An 18,124-nucleotide genomic window follows, 5' to 3' on the forward strand; every position below is an offset into this window, starting at 1 on the left:
GGCGGAACGGGGCTTTCCGTCAATGGGACACGGTTCTGTATAAAGGAACGGTTACATCCGCGGCCTACCCCGCGGCCACCAGGACAACGCCCGTAACGGCCAGCGCGGCAGACAGAAAAACCGGCAGGCCCGGCCGCTGCTCCGTGCCGAAGACAAGCCACGACAGGAACAGCGAAAAGAAGATCTCCAGGGAAGAGATCATCACGACCGTCGTCACCGGGGCATGGGCGAGCGCGGCGAACATCAGGATCTGGCCCACGGAAACGAGGATCGCCGAGAACAGGACCGGCCGGTCGATATTGCGGAACACGCCGCGGAACATCCCCCGGTAAACCGGCGAAACGAGGGCGAGCAGCGCGAAGGCCGCGAAGCCCGCAAGCGCGCTCACAAGCGTCCCGAGCGCCGGGGCGTCCACGAGGTCGAGCCCCGCCTTGCGGCCCACATAGGCCACCGCATAGGCCAGCGCCGCGGCGGCCCCGATCCCGTAGGCCAGGGGCGTCACGCTCGCCTGCGCCGCGTTGGCCCGCCGCAGGCTGTCGCTCACCAGAAGCGCAAACGCGCAGGCGATCGCCAGAAGTCCCCAGCCATCCAGGGCGGTGACGGGCTCGGCCAGGATCAGCGCGGCCAGCACCACCGAGAAGAACGGGTTAAGCCGCTTGACGGCAGAGGCCCGCGTCGGCCCCAGCCGCCGGATCGACGAAAAGACAAGCGACCGCCCGAACGCCATGGCGGACACGCCCGCGCCCGCGAAAAACGCAAGCCCCCACCACGTGTCCGGGCCCGTGGGGATCGGCGCGCGCCCGGCTTCCAGCACCAGGAACACCGCGGCCGAAAACCCGATCGTCACGATGACCGAGAACAGAACCCCCTTGTCACCGCGCGACCCCGACGTGGCGCTGACCGTGACGTTGAACAGCGCGAAGGCCAGCGCCGACAGAAGCGCCAGGATCTCACCCAGAAACACCCTGCCCCTCCCCTGCCCCGCGGCCCGGCGCGTCCAGCCGCCGGATCGCGGCAAGCTCGGGGAACAGCTTCCGCCAGAGCCCCGCCACCACCAGCGCGCCCGCGCCTCCGATGAACACCGCCGCAACCGGCCCGATCAGCGCCGCCATCGTGCCCGCGCGAAACGCGCCCACCTCGTTCGACGCACCGATGAACACCTGGTTCACGGCATTCACCCGCCCGCGCAGCTCATCCGGCGTCCAAAGCTGGATCAGCGTGCTGCGGACGTAGACGCTCACCATGTCCGCCGCCCCGATGCAGGCCAGCGCCACGATCGAGATCCAGACGATCTCCGACACCGCGAAGAGCGCCGTGAACGCCCCGAAGGCCGCCACGGCCACAAACATCGTCCGCCCCGCATTGTCGGTGATCGGCCGCGCGATCAGCCAGCCGCCGATCACGATCGCCCCGATCGCGGGGGCCGCGCGCAGAAGGCCAAGCCCCGTGGGCCCGATCTCCAGCACATCGCGGGCATAGACCGGCAACAGCGCCATCGCCCCGCCCAGAAGCACGGCGAACAGATCGAGCGAAATCGCCCCAAGCACCACCTTCGCCCGCCAGATATACCGGAAGCCCGCGCTCAGGGTTTCCAGCGTGGCGGGCGCCTTCGTGATCCGCTGCGCGGGTTTCGGGATCATCACGACCATCACGGCCGCAACACCGAACAGGCCAAGGCTCGCCCCATAGGCCGCCTCGGGCGCCAGCCCGTAAAGCAACCCGCCCGCCACGGGGCCACAGATCATCGCGAACTGGTTCGCGCTCGAATTCAGCGCCACGGCCCCGGCAAGCCGCTCGGGTGGCACGAGATTGGCGATGATCGATTGCCGCGCGGGGTTGTAGAAGGCCCGCGCCGCCCCGAACAGCGCGATCAGCGCGAAGATCTGAAGCACCGGCGGGCTCCCGCTCCGCGCCAGAAGAAACAGTCCCGTCGCCACCAGCGCCATCACCGACAGGCAGATGCCCATGATCGCACGGCGCGGATAGCGATCCGCCACCGTGCCCGTCACCACGACCAGAAGCAGGGCGGGCAGAAACTGCGACAACCCGATCAGGCCGAGGTCGAGCGGATCGCGCGTCAGGTCATACACCTGCCAGCCCACGGCCACGGTCTGGATCTGCACGGCAAAGCCTGTCGCCAGCAGCGCGCCGAAATACCCCGAAAAGCCGGGATCGCGGAACGCGGCAAACCCGCCCCGGGCGGTGGGCTCCGTCATGCTCAGGGCACGGGGGCGTCACCGGCCATCCCGGCCCGCCGCGCCCAGTATTGCCAGGTCCGGTCATAGCCCTCGCCGGGCTTCGCATCGCCTAGCCGCGACTGGATCAGGTCGATCTCGCCATCGGAGAGGAACTTCACCGGCCCCAGCTGCATCGCCGCCGCCTGAAGCTGCGCGTTCACGTCGAGATAGACGGCGGTATAGACGGCCTCGCGGATCGACCGCCCGACCACGGTCGAGCCGTGCCCCCGCATCAGCGCCGCGCGCCCTGCGCCCAGGGTGCCCGCGAAATCCCGGCCCATGTCGTTGCTTGAAATCAGAAGGTTGGTATCCCCGAACCCATCCGCCGCGTCCCAGACGGGGATGTCCTTCCCCAGCACCCCGCAGGAATGCAGAAGCGGCCGGATCGGCACATCCGTGATCCCGAACGGGATCACACCCCGCGAATGCGAATGGACGACCGAATTCACATCCGGCCGCGCCTCGAAAAGCGTGCCGTGGATGAAGCGCTCCAGAAACGGCTTCCGGTCATCCGACACCGCCGTGCCGTCCAGCGTGAACTCCATGATGTCGTCCCGCGTCACCAGTTCCGGCGCCACGGCGCGGGCCTGAAAGAACCGGCCGGGATCGTTCGGGTGCCGCACGCTGATATGCCCGAAGGCATCGCAGATCCCCTCATGCGCCAGAATCCGGCTCGCCGTCACCAGATCGGACAGAAGCGTTTCGAGATCATCCATGCCGCGCCCTCCTCCTCTTAAGCGTCACGCTATGGGCGTGGCGACCTCTGTCAAGCCATTCGGAACGTTGTTCCATATACCGGAAACTTCGTCGTCACCGTTTTGACGCCTCCCCCCGCCGGCCTAATCTGCGCCCTGAACGCGAAGGGAGGGCGAAGAGATGGAACAGACCGAGGTCCTGATCGTCGGTGCGGGCCCCGTGGGCCTGACGCTCGCGATCGATCTCGGCCAGCGCGGCATCAGGTGCCGGGTGATCGATCTGAAACCGGGCCCCGAATTCCTGCCGAAGATGGAACGCTGCAACGCCCGCACGATGGAAATCTTCCGCCGCATGGGTCTGGCGGAAAAGATCCGCACAGCGGGGCTCGACGCCGATGTGCCGATGGATGTCTTCATCACGCGTTCGCTCACCCACGCGCCCTTCGTGCATCTCGATTACCCTTCGGTGAGGGCCGCGCGCGCCGAAATCGCGGCCTGCGAGGATACCTCGCTGCCCGCCGAACCCTACCAGCTCATCTCGCAATACACGCTTGAGCCGCTTCTGCGCGACGCCGCCGAGGCCCTGCCGGGGGTCGAGATATGCTATGACACCGCCTTCACCGGGCTCGATCAGGATGCAGAGGGCGTGACCGCAAGGCTCACCGGCCCCGACGGCGACACGCACATCCGCGCCGCCTATCTCGTCGGATGCGATGGCGGGGCAAGCGCGGTGCGCCGCGCCCTCGGGATCGGGCTCAGGGGGGAAGGCGATCTCCTGCGCCTCCGCCAGGCTCTCTACCGCTGCGACGATCTGTTCGGCAGGCTCCCCATCGGCGACGGTCCGGGGCGCGGGCGGCACTACCACATCACCGACGACCGCCACTCCTTCCTCATCATGCAGGATTCCACCCGCCACTGGACGCTCCACGCGGTGGTCGAGGATGACGCCGCCATGGCCCGCCAGTTCGAAACGGTCGTCGGCGCGCCGGTCGATTACGAGATGCTCTATGTCGGCGAATGGAAGCAGAACCTGCTTCTGGCCGACCGCTACGGTGCGGGCCGCGTGTTCCTCGCGGGCGACGCCGTTCATCTCGTGATCCCGACCGGCGGTCTCGGGATGAACACCGGCATCGGCGACGCCGTCGATCTCGGCTGGAAACTCGCGGCCACCCTGCGCGGCTGGGCCGGGCCCGCGCTTCTTGCCTCTTACGAGGCCGAGCGTCGGCCGGTTGGCGACCGCAACATCGGCGCCTCCCGCTATGCCTCGACGGGACGGCGCAAGTGGCGTGGCATGTGGCACGAGGGGCTACTGGAGGACAGCGCGGCGCTCGCAGGCTTCACCCGCACGGCAGAGGCCGAACAGCGCAAGACGAACGAGATGATCGGCGCCGAACTCGGCTACCGCTACACCGGCAGCCCGGTGATCTGGGAGGAACCGGGCGGGCCCGAACAGCTGTTCCGCAGCTACGACCCGACGGCCTGGACGGGCGTGCGCCTTCCCCACGCCTGGGTCCGTCCCGGCACCTCCCTCCTCGATCTGGCGGGGCCGGGCTTCACGGTGCTCGATCTCGGCGGAAACGCGGAAGCCGCCGCCACGCTCGCTGCCGCCCTGGAAGCGTTCCGCGCACCGGCAGAGGTGCTTTCCCTCCCCGATCCCCGGCTCCGGGATCTCTACGGGCGCGACCTCTTCCTCCTCCGCCCCGATCTTCACATCGCCTGGCGCGGCAACGCCCTGCCCGCCGATCCCGCGGCCCTGGCCCGCACCGTCACGGGCCACGCCCTGCCCTGACGCCCCGGCTCAGGCCGCCCCGGGCAAAAGGTGGCAGGCGGCGCTGTGCCCCCGGCCCAGATCCGTCGTCCCGGGAAAGGCGCGCGCGCATTCCGCCATCGCCACCGGGCAGCGCGTGTGAAAACTGCACCCGGCAGGCGGGTTCGTCGGCGAGGGCAGATCGCCCTTCAGCTTGACAGACGCGCGGCGGCTGCCCGCATGTTCGATATGCGGCACGGAGGCGAGAAGCGCCTTCGTATAGGGATGCGCGGGCGCGGTCAGAACCGCCTCGGTCGGCCCCTCCTCCACGATCCGGCCCAGATACATCACCGCGATCCGGTCGCTCACATAGCCGATCACCGAGATATCGTGCGATATGAACAGGTAAGTCAGCCCGAACTCCCGCTTCAGCTCCTCCAGAAGTTCGATGATCTGCGCCTGGATCGACACGTCGAGCGCCGAAACCGGCTCGTCACAGACCACGAATTCGGGCTTCATGATCAGGGCGCGGGCGATCCCGATCCGCTGCCGCTGCCCGCCGGAAAACTGATGCGGATAGCGGTTGAGGTGCCCCGCGTTCAGCCCGACCCGTTCCAGGATCTCCACCGTGCGATCCTGCAACTCCCGACCTTTCACCAGCCCGTGCAGGCGCAGGGGGTTCGACACGATCTCTCCCACCGTCCGGCGCGGGTTGAGCGAGGCATAGGGATCCTGGAAGATGATCTGCATCCGCCGCCGCATCGCCTTCATCCCGCCGGGGTCGAGCGCCATCACATCGGTGTCCCCGAACCGCACCTCGCCCGCCGTCGGCTCGTGCAGCCGCAGGATCGCGCGGCCCAGCGTGCTTTTACCGCATCCGCTTTCCCCGATCAGCCCGGTGGTGCTGCCCTCCGCGATCGACAGATCCACCCCGTTCACGGCCTGCACCAGCGTACCGGGATTGCCGGTGACACGGCCCAGAAGCCCGCGCCGGCTGTCGTAATGCTTCACGAGGCCCCTGACGGAAACGAGATCAGCCATCGCTGCCTCCCGGGGCCATGGCACAGCGCACCTGCCGCCCGCCCCCCATGTCGCGCATCTCGATCAGCGACCGGCAGCGCGATTGCGCCTGGTCGCAGCGGTCCATGAACCGGCATTGCGCGGGCAGGTCGATCAGGTTAGGCACGGTGCCGAGGATCGGGCGGATCCGCCGCTTCAGATCCGACAGCCGCGGGATCGAAGCGATCAGCCCTTGCGTGTAAGGGTGCAGCGGGTTGGCGATCACCTCCGCCGTGGGCCCCGTCTCCACCACCTGCCCGGCATACATCACCGCCACCCGGTCACAATATTCCGCCACCACGCCCAGATCATGGGTTATGATCACCACGCTCATCCCCAGCCGCTCGCGGATATCGGCGATCAGTTCCAGAACCTGCGCCTGGATGGTCACGTCCAGCGCTGTGGTCGGCTCGTCCGCGATCAGCACCTTGGGTCGGCAGGCCAGTGCGATCGCGATCATGATCCGCTGCCGCATCCCGCCCGAAAACTGGTGCGGATAGTCGTCAAGCCGCGTCTCTGCCGCCGGAATGCCCACAAGCCGCATCATCTCAAGCGCCTTTTCCCGCGCCTGCCGCTTCCGCGCGCGGCGTGTGCCGCCAAGCGTTTCGTCATGGGCCAGAAGCACCTCGATGATCTGGTCCGACACGGTATAGGCCGGGTTCAGTGCGGTCAGCGCATCCTGCATCGTCATCGCGATCTCTTTGCCGCGCAGGTCGCGGTATTCGGCCGGGTTGAGCCCCACAAGCTCCCGTCCGTTGAACCGGATCGATCCGGCCGCGATGAAGCCGGGCGGCTTGATCAGGCCCATGACCGACGCGAAGGTCACGCTCTTGCCCGATCCGCTTTCGCCGACGACGCCAAGGCTTTCCTGCCGCGCAAGCGACAGGCTCACCCCTTCCACCGCCGTGACCATTCCGTCGCGCGTGTCGAAGCAGGTCTTCAGATCGGTGATGTCGAGAACCGTATCCGCCATGCCCCGCCTCAGTCGTGAAACCGCGGGTCGAAGGCATCGCGCAGCCCCTGGCTCACCACGTTGATCGACAGAACGAGAAGCAGGATCGCGATCCCCGGAAAGGTCGACAGCCACCACTCGCTCAGCATGAACGACCGGCCGTCGGCCACCATCGATCCCCAGGAGGCCGTGGGCGGCTGCACCCCGAGGCCCAGGAACGACAGGCTCGCCTCCAGGATAATCACATGGGCCATGCGCACCGTCGACACCACCAGCACGGGCGACAGGATATTCGGCAGGATCTCCCGCAGCATGATGTTGCGCGATCCCGCCCCAAGCGCCCGCGCCGCCTCGACATATTCGATTTCCGAGGTCGCCAGCGTCTCGCCCCGCACCACCCGGCAGGGGATCACCCATTCCTTGTAGGCAAGGGCCAGGATGATGTTCTGAAGCCCCGGCCCCGTCATCGCGATCAGCGCGATCGCGAAGATCAGATAGGGAAAGCCCAGAAGGATATCGACGAGCCGCGAGATCACCACATCCACCCAGCCGCGCAGATATCCCGCCGCCAGCCCGGCAAGCACGCCGATCGTGGTGGCCACCAGGATCACCGCCGCCCCGATGAAGATCGACACGCGCGAACCATAGATGATCCGCGACAGGATATCCCGCCCAAGCGCGTCACAGCCCAGCGGATAGGTCCAGTCGCCGCCCTCCATCCAGGCCGGCGGCATCAGGCGGCGGAACAGGTCGGGCGCGTTCGGGTCATGCGGCGCGATCCACGGCGCGAAGATCGCCATGATGACGAACCCCACCGTGATCGCGAGAAAGAACATCGACAGCTTCGATGACGCGAAAAGCCGCATGTTGCGGCGAAACAGCGTCTCGCCCTTCGGCGCGATGGCCGGGGCTTCGGGATCGGTCACCGCCGTCACAGCCGCACCCTCGGGTTCAGAACGGTGTAAAGGATATCCGCCGCGAAGTTCAGCATCACGTACGTCACGGCATAGAACAGCACAGCGGCCTGGATCAGCGGGTAGTTCCTGACAAAGATGCTCTCCACCACCAGCCGGCCAAGCCCGGGCCAGCCGAACACGGTTTCCACCACCATGTTCCCGCCCAGAAGCGATCCGGTCTCGATCGCCGCCACCGTCACCGTCGGGATCAGCGCATTCTTCAGCGCGTGCTTCACAAGGATCTTCGTGCGGCGCAGCCCCTTCGCCTCGGCGAAGGTGATGTAATCGCGGTCCAGCACGTCAAGCATCGAGGCCCGCGTCACCCGCATCAGGATCGACGCCATGGGAAGCCCCAGCGTGATCGCGGGCAGGATGATGTGGCGCAGCGCATCCCAGAACGCGTCGGGGCGCCCCCGCAGAAGGCTGTCGACCAGCAGAAGATGGGTGATCGGCTCCACCTCCGACGAAAAGCCGGCATTCCCCGAAACCGGAAGCCATCGCAGCGTCACCGAGAAAAACAGGATCAGCAGGATCCCGAACCAGAAGCCGGGCATCGACACGCCGAAGAGCGAGGTCACCGTGGCGATCCGGTCGAGGATCGAATTCTTCTTCACCGCCGCCAGAACGCCCAGAGGGATCGAAACGCAAAGCGCGAAGATCAGCGCCGCAAGGCTCAGTTCGATCGTGGCGGGCAGGCGCGAGGCGATCACATCCGCCACCGGCTGCCGGTGGTAATAGCTGAGGCCGAAATCGCCCTGAAGCGCGTTGCCGAGGAACTTGAAGAACCGCTCGTGCGGCGGCAGGTCGAGCCCCATGTCGCGCCGCATCGCCTGTTCAAGCTCTTCGGTCACGTGCTGGTCGCCCAGCATGATCTCCACCGGATCGCCCGGGGTGAACAGCATCATGACGAAAACGATGACGCTGACGCCCAGAAGCACGGGGATCAGCTGCAAAAGCCGTTCGACGAGTTTTCCGAGGCTCATGGGGCGGGCACTCCGGGCGCTTCCGCGGGCGGGATGGGGTACCCGGCCGGAAAGCTCCGGCCGGGGGGCACTTGGTCAGCTTACTCGGACAGGCACGCGTCGTGCAGGTTGATCCGTCCGTCGGCGCTCGGCTGCCAGCCGGTCACCTTGGTCGAGACACCGTAAAGATCCTGCGCAACCCAGAGATACACCTTGGGCAGATCCTGGTTCACGATCGCCTCGGCCTGGGAATAAAGCTCGGCCCGGCGCGCACGGTCGGTCTCGGCATTGGCCTCGTCAAGAAGCGCGTCCACGTCGGGGTTCGAATAGCCCGACGAGTTGCCGCGATCCGCCGTCCGGTGCGTCGGCACGAAGATGCCCACCGGGTCGAGCGATCCGTTGCCCCAGGAAGTCAGCCACATCTGCCCGTCGATCGGCTCGCCCTTGGTGCGGAACCGGCTCGACAGCATCGAGGCCTCGCCCACCACCACGTTGATCCGGAACCCGCCCGCGGCGGCAACGGCCGAAAGCGCCTCGGCGATTTCCTTGTTGGCGCCGTCCACGTCCAGCGTCACCTCAAGCCCGTCGGCATAGCCCGCCTCGGCCAGAAGCGCCTTCGCCTTCTCGGGATCGTATTCGTATGCCGGCAGGTTCTGGTTCTTGCCGAAGGCATCGGGGCTCAGGATCCCGTTGGTCAGCGTCGCCGCACCGCCCAGGATCTTGTCGACCACAAGCTGCCGGTCGATCGCATGGGCCAGCGCCTTCCGCACCCGGATATCCGCAAACGGACCTTCCATGTTGTTGAGCGCGATATAGCTCGTGCGCGTGCCGTTCACCGCCATCACCTTGGTGTCGGGGTTGGCATCGACCTGCGACACCATATGCGCGGGCAGCTTGTCGATGATATGCACCTCACCCGCCAGAAGCGCGGCCACGCGCGAGGCGTTTTCCGGGATCACCTGGAAGATCACGCGCTCGACGCAGGCCGGGCCGACCGGCGCGATGTCGCTCGCACCGCCGTAATAGCCGTCATAGCGCTCCATGATCACGCTCTGGCCCTTGCGCCATTCGACCAGCTTGAAGGGGCCCGTGCCGTTCACGGCATCGGCCATCGCGCCTTCGCCCACGGCGGCCACGTGGGCCTCGGACACAAGCTCCTGGAACGGCAGCATCGCAGGCAGGATCGGCCAGGGGTTGGCCAGCTTCAGCCGCACGGTATGATCGTCGACGACCTCGACATCGGCCAGCTCGCTCAGAAGGCTCTGCCGCGGGCTCGTCTGCCCGCCCATGGCGTTCTCCTTCGTGATCCGGTCGAGGCTGAACTTCACGTCCGCCGCGGTGAACGGGCTGCCGTCATGGAAGGTCACGCCCTGCCGCAGCTTGAACTCGTAGGTGGTGGCGTCTATCGCCGTCCAGTCCTCGGCCAGTTCCGCGACGACGTTCATCTGCGCGTCGCGGGTCACCAGACCGTCGAACATGTTGCGGATGATCGTCTCGGTTTCGCGGTTGCGGTGGTTCGCGGGGTCGAGCGTCAGCGCATCGGCCGAATAGCCCACCTTCAGTTCCGCGGCAAAGCCGGGAACCGCCATCATCCCGGCCAGGCCGAGGGCGATCAGGGATTGTTTCAACGCCATTTGGTATCCTCCTTGTCCTATGTCGGGATCGGGTCCGGCGGTTTGCTCCGCCATGTCATTCGCCGCCAGGCCGGGCGGCGTGGGGTTACGGGTCGGGCACCTCGATGCCCATCAGCGGGGCATATTGCTGTGCGCCGAAGATGTCGGGATCGCCCGCGCTGCCGCTCGGGCGCTCGCGCAGGATCGAGAACTTGATCGCAAAGGCCGGGTCGAAGGCCACGAAATCGGTGATGCGGTTCTGCGAGATGCCGTAAAGCGCCGCGACGCTTTCGCGGGTCAGCGCACCGCTGTCGCGCACCAGCCGGTACTCCTCGCCGGTGCGGAAGATCACGTCGAAGGTGATCTTGTCGACGCCGGCATTCTTGCTGCGGATCGTCTTGGCGATATCTACCAGCGTGCGGGCCATCAGGCGTCCTCCAGCGCGTTCACGTCGACCATGTGGGTCGGAAAGAGTTCAAGCCCGTCGCTCACCGCCATGGTGTGGTTGATCGTCCAGCGGCAGGCGGGGCTCGCCTGCATCACCTCGTCGAACGGGAAGGAAACGCCGCCCGCGGTGCCCTTCACATCGGGCAGGCGAGCATAGAACAGCTGCCGCGTGCCGGTCAGCGCCAGCTCCTCGGCCATCTCCCGCGTCGGCGCCACACCCTGAACGGTGATGCAAAGCTCGTGCGCGAGATGGTCCCGCATCGGCTCCATGGCGCCCAGGATGCCGTCACGGCCATAGACGGTATAGTGAAGTTCATAGCCGTCCTCGCCGAACCGGCGGCGCACCTCGGCGCGCGCCCAGTCGATCACCTCGTCCACATGCGCGATGGTATGCGGGTCGCGGATGCCGCAGATGCCGACGAAACGCTCGCCCGCCTTGCCCGCACCTTCGAGTTTCACGCGCATCTGCCGCGCGGGCACGAATTCCGATCCCGTGACGCGCGTCGTGCGCGGGTCGATCTGCTCGTAATGGCAGTGGGTCATGTCCAGAAGCCCGCCCGCCACGAATTCGTGGAACGGGTTGGCGCGCTCGTACATCGCATGGCCCGCGACCGAGGCGACGGTGCAGCGCTGGTCGGGATGCATCGCCGTCACGTCCACCCCGTCGGATGACACGGTGCCCATCACGGTTTCCTTGCCGCCATAGGGCTCGGCACAGAACGACGCGCATTCCAGAAGCTTGCCTGCCATGAAGGCCTGATCCGGCGGATAGCCCTCGTGCATCGCGGCGGCGGCGAAGATCGCGCTGTCCGAACTGCGCCCGCCGATGATCACGTCCGCGCCCTCGGCCAGAAGCTTCATGTAAGGATCGGCCCCGGCCATGGCGACGATGTGGTCGGTCGCGTCGAGTTCGGCCTCGTCCAGCGGCGCGCGCCCGTCCAGCCCCTCGATCACGTCGCCCGCCCGGATGCGCGCGCGCACGGTCTCGGGGTCGAGTTCGGAATAGAAATAGCCCAGCTTGAAGGGCGCCAGGTCATGCCGCCGCGCGATGTCGAGAATCATCGCCACGTACATGTCGACCCGGCTGTTGGTCCCGGTATCGCCCGCGCTGCCGATGATCATCGGCACGCCAAGCTCGCGCGCGGCCAGAAGCATCTGTTCCAGGTCATGCTCCTGCCAGGCCTTCGGGCTTGCGGAACTGTCGGTGGCCAGAGGCACCGGCCCCACGTCATCCGATCCGGAATCGGCAGCGATATAATCGGGTCCGGCCGCCACCCCGGCCCGGAAACTTTCGGTCTTCAGGGGCGCGAAGCCCAGATGACCGTTGGGACAGATGATTCTCACGGGCTTCATGGCATCCTTCATCGCATGGGTGACACCGGCTGGGACGGTTCCCTGACGAGAATGCTAGATCGGCCCGGCCACCCCCGGCAACGCGCGTGATTCGCGCGTTTTCCGCCCGAATCGCCCGAATGCGCGGGTTTCACACGGCCATGCGCAGAATCAGCGCACGCCCAGCCGGTTCATCTGGTGGCGCAGCGCGTGGCGCGACAACCCCAGCGTCGCGGCGGCATCGGCCTTCCGCCCGCCGGCGGCCGAAAGCGCCTGCCGGATCATCTGGATCTGGAAGGCATCGGTCGCGGCCTGGAACGATTTGCCGTCCCATTCCGGCACCGCCCCGTTCCGCGGCGCGGGCGGCGTGCCGCTCGTCACCTCGCGCATGATCCGCGGCGGGATATGCCGCACCTTGATCACGTCCTCGCTTTCCAGAACGAAGATCCGCTCCAGCAGGTTCTCAAGCTCCCGCACGTTCCCCGGCCAGTGATAGGCGCGGAACACGTCCGCCACCGCCGTCTCCCAGCCCCGGATCGTGCGCCCGTAGCGCCGGTTCAGCCGCTTGATGAAGTAGTCCGCCAGGATCAGGCAATCGTCGCCCCGCTCCCGCAAGGGCGGCAGATTGATCGATACCACCTGAAGCCTGTAATACAGGTCGTCCCGGAACAGCCCCTTCTTCACCTGGTCGAACAGGATCTGGTTGGTGGCGCAGATATAACGCACGTCCACCTCCACATCGCTGACCGCCCCGGTCCGGCGAAAACTCTTCCGGTCCAGAAGCCCCAGAAGCTTCGACTGCGCCAGATGATCGAGCTGCCGGATCTCGTCGAGAAACAGGCTCCCGCCATTCGCGGCGTTGATCAGGCCGTTCTTGCGCATCAGTGCGCCCGCCAGCGTGCCCTTGTCCTGCCCGAACAGCTCCTGGTCGAACAGCTCCGCCGGGATCGTGGCACAGTTCACGTCGACGAAGGGCTTGCGCGCCCGGTCCGACTGGCGGTGCAGCTCCTGCGCAACCAGCCCCTTGCCGGTGCCGGTTTCGCCGTACAGCAAGACCGCGCTGGCCTTGCTGCGCGCCACGCGCGCGATCAGCGTCCTCAGATCGCGGATCACCTCCGACTGGCCGACAAATTCCCTTTGCTGCATTCCCGGGCTCCCGGATGAAATCGAAAGCGGGCCGCCGAAATTTGTCAAGTTCCCCCGCCAGCCCCCTGAAGACAAAACCTTTGCCAGCCTGCGTCACAGGGTGTTCCCGCGGCGAAAAGAAGCGTCCGGCTCCGGCACAGAAAGACGGCGCCCGAGATCGTGCTGTCGAGCCCGGCGCTCGGATGGCGGCACAAGCGCCCCTCCCCCTCGCCATGGGACGCAAGAAGGGCGCACAGATCCTCCGCCGTCGTGTCCGGCCCGAACCCAACCTCGGCCGCGCTGAGGCTTTGAAGACGCGCAATCGAACTTTGCGAGGTGTTATCGGGGGCCAGCCTCTCCACCACCCCGGCAAGCTCCGGCGCAAGGAAGTGGTTCGTGTGCACGTACTGTGCCGCCCCGGTCCGGGCCACCGCGCCCTCCGATCCGAATTCGACGGAAGCCACACGCCCGGCGGCATCCGCCAGCGCCAGCGATCCGCCCCCCACATGCGCCGCCTCCCCGATCAGGGCAAGCGCCTGGGGCACGTCCTCCGCCCGCCACAGGATCTCGCTCATCAGGAAATAGCGCAGCCATCCCACCCCGGGCTCCGGCCAGTCCACCCGCGTGTCGGCCAGCGCCAGCCCATGGCTGTTCATCCCGCTCGAATAGGCCCCGGGCGCTCCAAGAGATCCCACGAAGATACAGGAAACATTCGGCTTTTCGGGATCACGCTGCAGGAACACCCGCTGCAACGCCTGATGCTCGCCGCGATAGTCGCGGTTCTTCGCGATCATCGGCCCGTCGGCCGAGGCCGCAAGCGCCACCGTGCTGCACCCGTCCAGCGCCTGGCGCAAGGGCGCCATGAACCCAAGGTGCAGATAGGCAAACAGATCGCGCGCCGGCAGGCCGAACCCCTGCGCGATTCCGATCACCTCCTGCAGGTGATCGTTGGCATGGCGCGCGGTGAACGCCCATTGCGCTTCCAGGAAGTCCCGCGCCCGTGCCCCCGACAGAAGCTGCGCCTCGTCGGCAAGCCGCTGCCGCACCATCCCGCGCACCTCCACGGCGGCACGCGGCGCCGCGTCGCCCTGCGCCAGCCCGCGCTGAAACGCCGAGCCTGAAAGCTCAACCAAGGACATCGGCGGGCCCCTTTCCCTCGACGACGGACGCGGCGCATTCAACTCCGCCCCCGCGGCGAACACAATGCCCCCGCCCCGGCTTACACGGCGCCCAGATGCTCCGCCAGAAGCTCCTGCATCCTCAGCCCGATCGGGGTCAGGCCCCGGTTCTTCGCGGCCAGCAGGTGATAGGGATCCAGCACGATGCTCTCGGCCAGCGGCAATTCCAGAAGCGGGCTGCCCGTCGCCGAAACGATCAGGTCGCTCACTTCCGCCGTCACGCTCGCGATCGCGTCGGAATTCCGGATGTAGGAGGCCGTCACCACCAGCGACGCGGTGACAAGCACCCGCGCGGGCGGCGGCAGCGAGGCCATCAGAAACGCCTTCTCCACCGTCGACCGGATGGGCGATCCGGTGCCCTGCGTCACCCACACGAACTCCCGCAGCGCCGAAAGCCCGACAGGTCCCCGGTCCAGAAGCGGATGCCCCGCCCGCACCACCAGCCGCACCTCCTCGGTCCGGCCGCGCCGGATGTCGAACTGCCGTGGGTCCGTCTCGGGCGGGATCCGCCCCAGCACGATGTCGTAATCGCCCCGGATCAGGCCATTCACAAGCTCGCGGCTCGGCGCCACGTCGATGCTGATCTCCGCCATCGGCGCTTCCCGCTGCAGGGCCTGCACCGCAGGCACGACCGATCCGATCGCGGGGCCGGTGACCGACCCGATCCGCACCCCCCCCGCCCGGCCCTTCTGGAACGCGTCCAGGCTTTCGATCGTGCCCACAAGCTCGCCCACGATCGTGTCGAGGTGATGCAGGAACAACTCCCCGATCCGCGTCGGCACCATCCCCCGCACCCGCCGCTCGAACAGCGGCGCGCCGATCAGCCGCTCGATATCCGACAGGCTGCGCGAGGCGGCGGGCTGCGAAATCCCCATCCGCTCGGCGGCAAGCGAGATCTGCCCGGTCTCCCCGATCCCGTGGATCAGTCGCAGGTGGCGCAGGTTCAGCCGTGTCAGATCAAGCTCCATCGCGGCAATATACCCGCAATGTTATGCCGATCCACAAAATTGATATTTGCTTGGTATCTTGATTTCGGCGGAATGTGAGATGCGCCGATGGCGGCGCCAAAGCCATAACTTGGTGCCGCACGCACCTTTGGGAGGACATCATGAAGACTTTGACCGCTGGGCTTTCCGCCCTCGCAATCGGCGTCGGCCTCTTCGCCGCGCCCGCCTTCGCTCAAGACAAGGGCACCATCGGCATCGCCATGCCGACGAAATCCTCCGCGCGCTGGATCTCGGACGGCAATTCCATGGTCGAACAGTTCGAGGCCGCAGGCTACGCCACCGATCTGCAATATGCCGAGGATGATATCCCGAACCAGCTCGCCCAGATCGAGAACATGATCACCAAGGAAGTCGACGCGCTCGTGATCGCCGCCATCGACGGCACGACGCTGTCGAACGCGCTCGCAAACGCCGCGGCCCTCGATATTCCCGTCATCGCCTATGACCGTCTGATCCGCGATTCCGGCGATGTCAGCTATTACGCCACCTTCGACAACTTCAAGGTCGGCGTTCAGCAGGCCAGCTCCCTCGTCGGCGGGCTCGAGGCGCGCTTTCCCGATGTCAGCCCCTGGAACGTCGAACTGTTCGGCGGCTCGCCCGACGACAACAACGCCTACTTCTTCTACGACGGCGCGATGAGCGTGCTGCAGCCCCTGATCGATTCCGGCAAGATCAACATCAAGTCGGGCCAGATGGGCATGGATACGGTCGGCACCCTCCGCTGGGATGGCGCGGTGGCCCAGGCCCGCATGGATAACCTCTTGTCGGCGCATTACACCGACGCCCAGGTGCACGGCGTCCTCGCCCCCTATGATGGGCTCTCCATCGGTATCCTGTCGTCGCTGAAGGGCGTGGGATACGGCTCCGGCGGGCTCGAAATGCCCATCGTCACCGGCCAGGACGCCGAGGTGCCCTCGGTCAAGTCGATCCTCGCGGGCGAACAGTATTCGACCGTCTTCAAGGACACCCGCGAACTGGCCCGCGTGACCGTGGGCATGGTCGAGGCGCTGCTCGAAGGCGGCGAGCCCGAGATCAACGACACCTCCACCTACGACAACGGCGTCCTCGTCGTGCCTTCCTACCTGCTCGAGCCGGTCAGCGTCGACGCCTCGAACTGGGAAGAGATCCTGATCGGATCGGGCTATTACGAAAAGTCGCAGATCGAGTAAGCTCACCCTGAACCGGGGCGCGGGGGCACCCCCCGCGCCCATTCGCTTACGATCGGGCGCCCGGGCCATGACCACCCTTCTCGAAATGCGCGAGATATCCAAGACGTTTCCGGGCGTGCGCGCGCTCGACAACGTCACCTTCGCCGTCGAGGAAGGCGAGATCCACGCCCTCGTGGGCGAAAACGGCGCGGGCAAGTCGACCCTTATGAAGGTGCTGTCCGGCATCTACCCGCATGGCGATTACGAGGGCGAAATCGTCTTCGACGGCGAACCCATGGCCTTCTCGGGCATCAATGACAGCGAACGTCGGGGCATCATCATCATCCACCAGGAACTCGCCCTCGTGCCGCTTCTCTCGATTGCCGAGAACATCTTTCTCGGCAACGAACGCGCCACCCGGGGCGTGATCTCCTGGCAGGAGACGTTCAAGCGCACCGAGGAACTTCTGCGCAAGGTGGGGCTCAGCGAGGCGCCCCAGACGATGGTCGACAAGCTCGGCGTCGGCAAACAGCAACTCGTGGAAATCGCCAAGGCGCTCTCGAAGGAGGTGCGCCTTCTCATCCTCGACGAACCCACCGCGGCCCTGTCCGAAACAGACAGCCAGGCGCTTCTGAACCTCGTCCTCGAACTCAAGGCCCAGGGCGTGACCTCGATCATCATCAGCCACAAGCTGAACGAGGTGCGCCGCGTGGCCGATACCGTCACGACGCTCCGCGACGGGGCGACCGTGGCCACCCGCAACGCCCGCGCCGAACGGATCACCGAGGATCAGATCGTGCGCGACATGGTGGGCCGCAGCATGGAAAACCGCTACCCGGCCCGCGAACGCCGGGCGGGCGAGATGCTGTTCGAGGTCGCGGACTGGTCGGTCAACCACCCCGAGCACGCCGACCGCCGCGTTGTCCGCGACGTGGGCTTCCACGTCCGCGCGGGCGAGGTCGTGGGCATCGCGGGGCTCATGGGCGCGGGCCGCACCGAACTCGCCATGAGCCTTTTCGGCCAAAGCTACGGGCGCAAGATGTCGGGCACCGTTCGGCTTCGCGGCTCCGAAACCGATGTCTCCACCGTCGGGCGAGCGATCCGCGCGGGCCTCGCCTACGTCACCGAAGACCGAAAGGCCCTGGGCCTCGTGCTCGACGAAACGATCCAGAAGAACATCACGCTGGCCAATCTCGAGGCGGTCTCCGAACGCGGCGTCCTCTCGGGCCAGGAGGAAACCCAGGTCGCCGAGAAATTCCGCCGCGCCATGAACATCCGCACGCCCAGCGTGTTCCAGCGCGTCGTCAACCTTTCGGGCGGCAACCAGCAGAAGGTCGTGCTGTCGAAATGGCTCTTCACCGAACCCGACGTGCTGATCCTCGACGAACCCACCCGCGGCATCGACGTGGGCGCCAAGTTCGAAATCTACCAGATCATCAACGATCTCTCGGCAGAGGATAAGGGCGTGATCCTCATCTCGTCGGAAATGCCCGAACTTCTGGGGCTCTGCGACCGGATCTACGTCATGAACGAAGGCGCTTTCGTCGGCGAACTTGCCGCCGAAGACGCCACGCAGGAGCGCATCATGTCGCTCATCGTCACGGAGTAACCCCATGGCCGACACCACAAGCACCGGACAGGCGAACGCGGAAGGCGGCACGGGCTC

Annotated in this window: 16 protein-coding genes; 3 read left to right on the forward strand and 13 right to left on the reverse strand. The window is 66.6% G+C overall.

Annotated features, from left to right (window positions below; all coding sequences use genetic code 11):
- Window positions 1–64: 64 nt before the first annotated feature.
- The 3 genes from RXV90_RS00285 to RXV90_RS00295 are packed head-to-tail and all read right to left on the reverse strand — an operon-like array spanning window position 65 to window position 2,953.
- On the reverse strand, window positions 65–964 hold the full coding sequence (locus RXV90_RS00285) for an EamA family transporter (protein ID WP_316646225.1): 900 nt from the start codon (window positions 962–964) through the stop codon (window positions 65–67).
- Window positions 951–2,216, reverse strand: coding sequence for an MFS transporter (locus RXV90_RS00290; RefSeq protein WP_316646226.1), 1,266 nt, complete (start codon window positions 2,214–2,216; stop codon window positions 951–953). The genes RXV90_RS00285 and RXV90_RS00290 overlap by 14 nt, the downstream gene beginning before the upstream one ends.
- A 2-nt stretch (window positions 2,217–2,218) precedes the next feature.
- Entirely contained in the window at window positions 2,219–2,953 is a 735-nt protein-coding gene (locus RXV90_RS00295; protein ID WP_316646227.1) for a class II aldolase/adducin family protein, read from the reverse strand.
- Between the two features lie 160 nt (window positions 2,954–3,113).
- Here RXV90_RS00295 and RXV90_RS00300 point away from each other — a divergent pair, with 160 nt between their 5' ends.
- Window positions 3,114–4,721, forward strand: a complete 1,608-nt coding sequence (locus tag RXV90_RS00300) for an FAD-dependent monooxygenase (RefSeq protein WP_316646228.1) — start codon at window positions 3,114–3,116, stop codon at window positions 4,719–4,721.
- 9 nt (window positions 4,722–4,730) lie between these two features.
- On the opposite strand, the gene RXV90_RS00305 is transcribed toward RXV90_RS00300, so the two are convergent.
- The 10 genes from RXV90_RS00305 to RXV90_RS00350 form a co-directional block, all read right to left on the reverse strand.
- Window positions 4,731–5,720: an ABC transporter ATP-binding protein gene (locus RXV90_RS00305; protein WP_316646229.1), complete on the reverse strand. Its 990-nt coding sequence runs from the start codon at window positions 5,718–5,720 to the stop codon at window positions 4,731–4,733.
- On the reverse strand, window positions 5,713–6,711 hold the full coding sequence (locus tag RXV90_RS00310) for an ABC transporter ATP-binding protein (RefSeq protein WP_316646230.1): 999 nt from the start codon (window positions 6,709–6,711) through the stop codon (window positions 5,713–5,715). Before RXV90_RS00310 ends, RXV90_RS00305 begins: the two co-directional genes overlap by 8 nt.
- Before the next feature lie 8 nt (window positions 6,712–6,719).
- Window positions 6,720–7,625 carry an ABC transporter permease gene (locus RXV90_RS00315; RefSeq protein WP_316646231.1) on the reverse strand — a complete coding sequence of 302 codons (906 nt, stop codon included), beginning with the start codon at window positions 7,623–7,625 and terminating at the stop codon, window positions 6,720–6,722.
- Entirely contained in the window at window positions 7,622–8,629 is a 1,008-nt protein-coding gene (locus RXV90_RS00320; RefSeq protein ID WP_316646232.1) for an ABC transporter permease, read from the reverse strand. The genes RXV90_RS00315 and RXV90_RS00320 overlap by 4 nt, the downstream gene beginning before the upstream one ends.
- 80 nt (window positions 8,630–8,709) lie before the next feature.
- Window positions 8,710–10,242: an ABC transporter substrate-binding protein gene (locus tag RXV90_RS00325; RefSeq protein WP_316646233.1), complete on the reverse strand. Its 1,533-nt coding sequence runs from the start codon at window positions 10,240–10,242 to the stop codon at window positions 8,710–8,712.
- Window positions 10,243–10,327: 85 nt separating this feature from the next.
- On the reverse strand, window positions 10,328–10,648 hold the full coding sequence (locus RXV90_RS00330; protein WP_316646234.1) for a DUF4387 domain-containing protein: 321 nt from the start codon (window positions 10,646–10,648) through the stop codon (window positions 10,328–10,330).
- The gene (locus RXV90_RS00335) at window positions 10,648–12,021 is read right to left on the reverse strand and encodes an acyclic terpene utilization AtuA family protein (protein WP_316646235.1); all 1,374 of its coding nucleotides are present in this window, start codon (window positions 12,019–12,021) and stop codon (window positions 10,648–10,650) included. The genes RXV90_RS00330 and RXV90_RS00335 overlap by 1 nt, the downstream gene beginning before the upstream one ends.
- Before the next feature lie 150 nt (window positions 12,022–12,171).
- Window positions 12,172–13,146, reverse strand: coding sequence for a sigma-54 dependent transcriptional regulator (locus RXV90_RS00340; protein ID WP_316646236.1), 975 nt, complete (start codon window positions 13,144–13,146; stop codon window positions 12,172–12,174).
- A 44-nt stretch (window positions 13,147–13,190) separates the two neighbouring features.
- Window positions 13,191–14,264, reverse strand: a complete 1,074-nt coding sequence (locus RXV90_RS00345; RefSeq protein ID WP_316646237.1) for a C45 family peptidase — start codon at window positions 14,262–14,264, stop codon at window positions 13,191–13,193.
- 80 nt (window positions 14,265–14,344) lie between these two features.
- Entirely contained in the window at window positions 14,345–15,271 is a 927-nt protein-coding gene (locus RXV90_RS00350) for a LysR family transcriptional regulator (protein WP_316646238.1), read from the reverse strand.
- Between the two features lie 140 nt (window positions 15,272–15,411).
- Between RXV90_RS00350 and chvE the strand changes: the two genes are divergently transcribed.
- Entirely contained in the window at window positions 15,412–16,479 is a 1,068-nt protein-coding gene (gene chvE, locus RXV90_RS00355) for a multiple monosaccharide ABC transporter substrate-binding protein (protein ID WP_316646239.1), read from the forward strand.
- Between the two features lie 67 nt (window positions 16,480–16,546).
- Window positions 16,547–18,067 carry a multiple monosaccharide ABC transporter ATP-binding protein gene (gene mmsA / locus RXV90_RS00360; RefSeq protein ID WP_316646240.1) on the forward strand — a complete coding sequence of 507 codons (1,521 nt, stop codon included), beginning with the start codon at window positions 16,547–16,549 and terminating at the stop codon, window positions 18,065–18,067.
- The last annotated feature ends 57 nt before the right edge of the window (window positions 18,068–18,124 follow it).

Origin of the sequence: Ovoidimarina sediminis (assembly GCF_032586175.1) — a bacterium.
GTDB lineage: Bacteria > Pseudomonadota > Alphaproteobacteria > Rhodobacterales > Rhodobacteraceae > Ovoidimarina > Ovoidimarina sediminis.